The organism is Pseudomonas sp. YuFO20, from assembly GCF_035064975.1.
GTDB classification, from domain to species: domain Bacteria; phylum Pseudomonadota; class Gammaproteobacteria; order Pseudomonadales; family Pseudomonadaceae; genus Aquipseudomonas; species Aquipseudomonas putida_AE.
The window spans coordinates 1-4,465 of the sequence record NZ_JAXDEO010000126.1 but is presented as its reverse complement, the minus strand read 5'-3'; the positions used below and the strand labels follow the sequence as shown (position 1 = coordinate 4,465).

At 61.5% G+C, this 4,465-nt stretch carries 4 protein-coding genes; all 4 read left to right on the top strand.

Annotated features, from left to right (window positions below; genetic code table 11):
• Positions 1-617 precede the first annotated feature (617 nt).
• The 4 genes from SOP85_RS30745 to SOP85_RS30730 all read left to right on the top strand — a co-directional run bounded on the left by SOP85_RS30745 (position 618) and on the right by SOP85_RS30730 (position 4,391).
• Positions 618-917, top strand: a complete 300-nt coding sequence (locus tag SOP85_RS30745; protein WP_274074850.1) for an STAS domain-containing protein — start codon at positions 618-620, stop codon at positions 915-917.
• A gap of 5 nt (positions 918-922) precedes the next feature.
• Positions 923-2,629: an ATP-binding SpoIIE family protein phosphatase gene (locus SOP85_RS30740; protein WP_323629370.1), complete on the top strand. Its 1,707-nt coding sequence runs from the start codon at positions 923-925 to the stop codon at positions 2,627-2,629.
• A gap of 30 nt (positions 2,630-2,659) precedes the next feature.
• Positions 2,660-3,010 (top strand): Hpt domain-containing protein, encoded by a 351-nt coding sequence (locus SOP85_RS30735; protein ID WP_323629369.1) that lies wholly within the window; start codon positions 2,660-2,662, stop codon positions 3,008-3,010.
• Between the two features lie 100 nt (positions 3,011-3,110).
• Positions 3,111-4,391 carry a flagellar hook-length control protein FliK gene (locus tag SOP85_RS30730; protein WP_323629368.1) on the top strand — a complete coding sequence of 427 codons (1,281 nt, stop codon included), beginning with the start codon at positions 3,111-3,113 and terminating at the stop codon, positions 4,389-4,391.
• Positions 4,392-4,465 lie beyond the last annotated feature (74 nt).

Genomic DNA, 4,465 nt, shown 5'->3' with positions numbered 1-4,465 from the left:
CCTGTAGGAGCTGGCTTGCCAGCGAAGAGGCCCGAAAGACCAGCGCAATACCCAAGACCGCCTTCGCCGGCAAGCCGGGCTCCTACAATGTTTTGTGTTAGACATGAATCCGTGGTTGTCTTCGGACCTGTAGGAGCTGGCTTGCCAGCGAAGAGGCCCGAAAGACCAGCGCAAAACTCAAGACCGCCTTCGCCGGCAAGCCGGGCTCCTACAATGTTTTGTGTTGGGCATAAATCCGTGGATGTCTTCGGACCTGTAGGAGCTGGCTTGCCAGCGAAGAGGCCCGAAAAACCAGCGCAATACTCAAGGCCCCCTTCGCCGGCAAGCCGGGCTCCTACAATGTTTTGTGTTAGACATGAATCCGTGGTTTTCCACGGACCTGTAGGAGCTGGCTTGCCAGCGAAGAGGCCCAAGAGACCAGCGCAATACCCAAGACCGCCTTCGCCGGCAAGCCGGGCTCCTACAATGTTTTGTGTTAGACATGAATCCGTGGTTGTCTTCGGACCTGACCTGCCGAAGGCTGCGATCTTTTGATCTTGATCCCCAACCTTGCCCCAACCTCTACCCAATGCTAAACCTTGTACAAGAAGGTTTACCAATGACAAGGAAGCCATGATATGTCTGTCGTTACAGAAATCTCCCCGGACGGGAAAAAGCTGACGATATCGATCAAGGGACGATTCGATTTCGCCAAGCATCAGGAATTTCGAAAATCCTACGAACAGCAGATCCTCTCAAAGGTCGTGGTCGATCTGAAAGAAGCCACCTACCTCGACAGCTCCGCCCTGGGCATGCTGCTGCTGTTGCGTGACCATGCCGGTGGCGACGATTCCGACATTCGCGTGGTCAACAGCAGTTCCGATGTGAGGAAAATCCTCGCCATTTCCAACTTCGACAAGCTGTTCGACATCAGTTGACCACCGTGCAGGTGGTACTCGAACCGCTGACGATCCTGATCGCCGAGGACAGCGCGGCCGACCGCATGCTGTTGTCGAGCATCGTCCGCCGCCAGGGGCATCAAGTGCTGACGGCCGCCAACGGCGCCGAAGCGGTCGAGGTGTTTCGCCAGCAACGCCCGCAACTGGTGTTGATGGACGCGATGATGCCGGTGATGGATGGCTTCGAGGCGGCGACGCAGATCAAGGAACTGGCCGGGGAAACCCTGGTGCCCATCATCTTCCTCACCTCGCTGTCGGAAAGCCAGGCGTTGGCGCGCTGCCTGGAGGTGGGGGGTGACGATTTTCTGGCAAAACCCTACAACCAGGTGATCCTCGCCGCCAAGATCAAGGCGATGGACCGCTTGCGGCGTCTGCAGGCCACCGTCTTGCAGCAGCGCGACCAGATCGCCAGGCACCACGAATATCTGCTTAACGAGCAGCGGGTGGCCAAGGCGGTGTTTGACAAGGTGGCCCATTCCGGCTGCCTGAATGCCGCCAATATCCGCTACCTGCAATCGCCCTATGCATTGTTCAACGGCGACCTGCTGTTGGCCGCGTTCACCCCGGCAGGGGACATGCATGTCTTGCTCGGCGATTTCACCGGCCATGGCCTGCCTGCTGCCGTTGGCGCCATGCCCCTGGCCGAAGTCTTCTACGGCATGACCGCCAAGGGTTACGGCCTCGCCGAAACCCTGCGCGAGATGAATGCCAAGCTCAAGCGCATCCTGCCGGTGGACATGTTCTGTTGCGCGACGATGCTGTGCCTGGGTTTCCAGAGCCGCTCGCTGGAGGTCTGGAACGGCGGCATGCCGGACGGCTACCTGCACAGCATTGCCAGCGGGGCGCGTACGCCACTGACGGCGCGGCATTTACCGCTGGGTGTACTGAGCCCGCAAACCTTCGATGATCGGACCGAAGTGTTCCCGATGGCCATGGGTGACCGGGTGTTCCTGATGTCCGACGGGGTGATCGACACCTGCGATGCCGATGATCAGCTGTTTGGTGAGCAGCGTTTGCTGCAGGTATTCGCCGCCAATCGTCAGCCCGACACCTTGTTCGAGGACATCGAGCAGGCGCTTCGGGACTTTCAAGGGATAACGCGCGACGATGTCAGCATGGTCGAGGTCATCCTGGCGCCACCCGTGCATGCGAGTCCGCCGGTGCCGGTCTATTCCGACAGCGGCCAGTCCTGTCCCCTGGACTGGTCGGCCAGTTTCGAATTTCGCGCCGCGACCCTCAAGCGCTTCAACCCGTTGCCCTATCTGTTGCAATTGCTCCAGGAAGTGCACGGCCTGCGGGCGCAGAGCGGGGCGCTGTACAGTGTGCTGGCGGAGCTGTACTCCAATGCCCTGGAGCACGGGGTATTGGGCCTGGACTCCAGCCTCAAGCGCGATGTGTCGGGTTTTACCCGCTATTATCTACAACGCAATGCACGCCTGGACGAGCTGCAGGACGGTTATGTGCGGGTGCATTTGCAAGTTACGCCAAAGGGCGAGGGTGGTTGCCTGGCGATTCGCGTCGAGGACAGCGGCAAGGGCTTCGATGTCGGGCGGGTGCTGGAGCGCCCGGTCGATCCTGTCCGTCTGTCCGGGCGCGGCATCAGTCTGATCCGTCAGCTGGGTCAAAATGCAAGCTGGTCCGACGACGGTCGCAGTGCGCGCGTGGAGTTTTACTGGAAGGCTCTGGCATAATCCGAAGATTCTTGATCAAGGAGCGAACAAGTGACTGACGAACATCTGGACCTGGACGCGCTGAGCGCGTTGCGCGAGGTCATGGAGGACGAGTATCCGAAATTGCTGGATACCTTTCTCAGCGATTCCGAAGAGCGCCTTGGATTGTTGCGCAAGGCGCAGCAGGGCGCGCAACTGATAGAAGAGGCGCACAGCTTCAAAGGCAGCAGCCTCAATATGGGGGCCGTCAGGCTCGCCGAGCTGTGTGGCCAGCTTGAAAAGAGCGCCAACAGCCTGTCTTCCCTGGATATCAGTGAACTGATCGCCAAAATCGATGGTGAGTTCGCCTTTGTGCGACCTCTTTACCAGGCTGAGCGGCAACGGTCCCTGGCGGAAAACTGAGGCCCAGGACGCTTTTCGTCGGCCTCGAGCGAAACTGGCTCGCCCCTTGCAATCAATTCTTCAACTGTACCTACGATCCCAGTGCAGCGGAGACCGTTAAATGCCCCTTACGCCCCAATCACTGCTGCTGGCCGCTACTCAGGCCAAGAGCAAGACCGTCTCCGCCCCTGCCGCCACAGTGGCCGCCGAGCCCATGGACAAGGCCTCCAGCTTCTCTCAGGTGTATGCCAGGCAGGCTCGGAACACGTCCGTAGCCGCTGAAGCACCTGCGAAACCAGCGCGTGACAAGGTCGAAGATAGCGTCGGTCAAAAGGATGATAACGCTGCCGCCGAGAAGCCCGCCGTTGCCGATAGCGGCAAAGGCTTGCCCGCCGATAAACCGGCGCAAGCCGGCGACAAGCAGGCCGACGCCGATTCGACGGATGCCGGACAGGCGCCGGTCGCCGATGCTGCGCCTGTCGACCCTGCCTCGGTGCCTGTGGTCGCGGTGCCTGCTCCGCCTGTCGTGGCTGATCCCGTCGAAGCGACGCTGACAGCGGTCGTCCCGCCAGCAGTCCCCGCCATCGACACCGGTTTCGATCCCGAAGCCGACCCGCTCGACGCCTTGCCAGCCCTGCGCATGGCCATGGAGCAGAGCGGGCATGTCTCGGCCTCGAGCCAGGCAGCCAAGTCGGCACCGACCCAGGCCGACGGCGAGCCGACCGCGGCGCAGACCTTTGCCGCCGGCATGGCGAACATGCTCGATGTGCAGGCCGACCAGGACAGCACCAGCCAGGGTGGCGAAAAAGCCTTCAGTGGCCTGATCGATGCGGGCCTCAAGGACCTCACGTCGGCCAGCAGCGATACCCGGGTCGACGATTTCGCCAACCGCCTGGCGGCACTGACCCAGGCGGCCACGCCGAAAACCGCCAACGCCGTGCCGGTCAACCAGCCCATCGCGATGCATCAGAGCGGCTGGACCGAGGAAGTGGTAAACCGGGTCATGTACCTGTCCAGCGCCAACCTCAAGGCGGCCGACATCCAGTTGCAGCCGGCCGAACTCGGCCGCCTCGACATTCGGGTGAACATGGTGCCCGACCAGCAGACCCAGGTGACCTTCATGAGCGCCCATCCGGGCGTGCGGGAAGCGCTGGACGGCCAGATGCATCGCTTGCGCGACATGTTCGCCCAGCAGGGCATGGGCCAGGTGGACGTCAATGTGTCCGACCAGTCCCGCGGTTCGCAGGATCAGGGGCAGCAACAGCAGGCGCAGAGCGGGCGTGCCAGTGCTGGCGGTGGACGCCTGGATGCCATGGATGACGAGATCGCGCCGAGCGTGACCGAAGTGGCCGCAACGGCTACCCGGGTGATCGGCTCCAGTGCCGTCGACTACTACGCCTGATTCGCGATGCTCCTAAAAGATCGCAGCCTGCGGCAGCTCCTACAGGGGAATGTGTACACCCTGTAGGAGCTGCC

Coding starts and splice junctions, on each gene's coding strand:
- SOP85_RS30745 (WP_274074850.1), top strand. CDS start 618: ATGTCTGTCGTTACAGAAATCTCCCCGGACGGGAAAAAGCTGACGATA.
- SOP85_RS30730 (WP_323629368.1), top strand. CDS start 3,111: ATGCCCCTTACGCCCCAATCACTGCTGCTGGCCGCTACTCAGGCCAAG.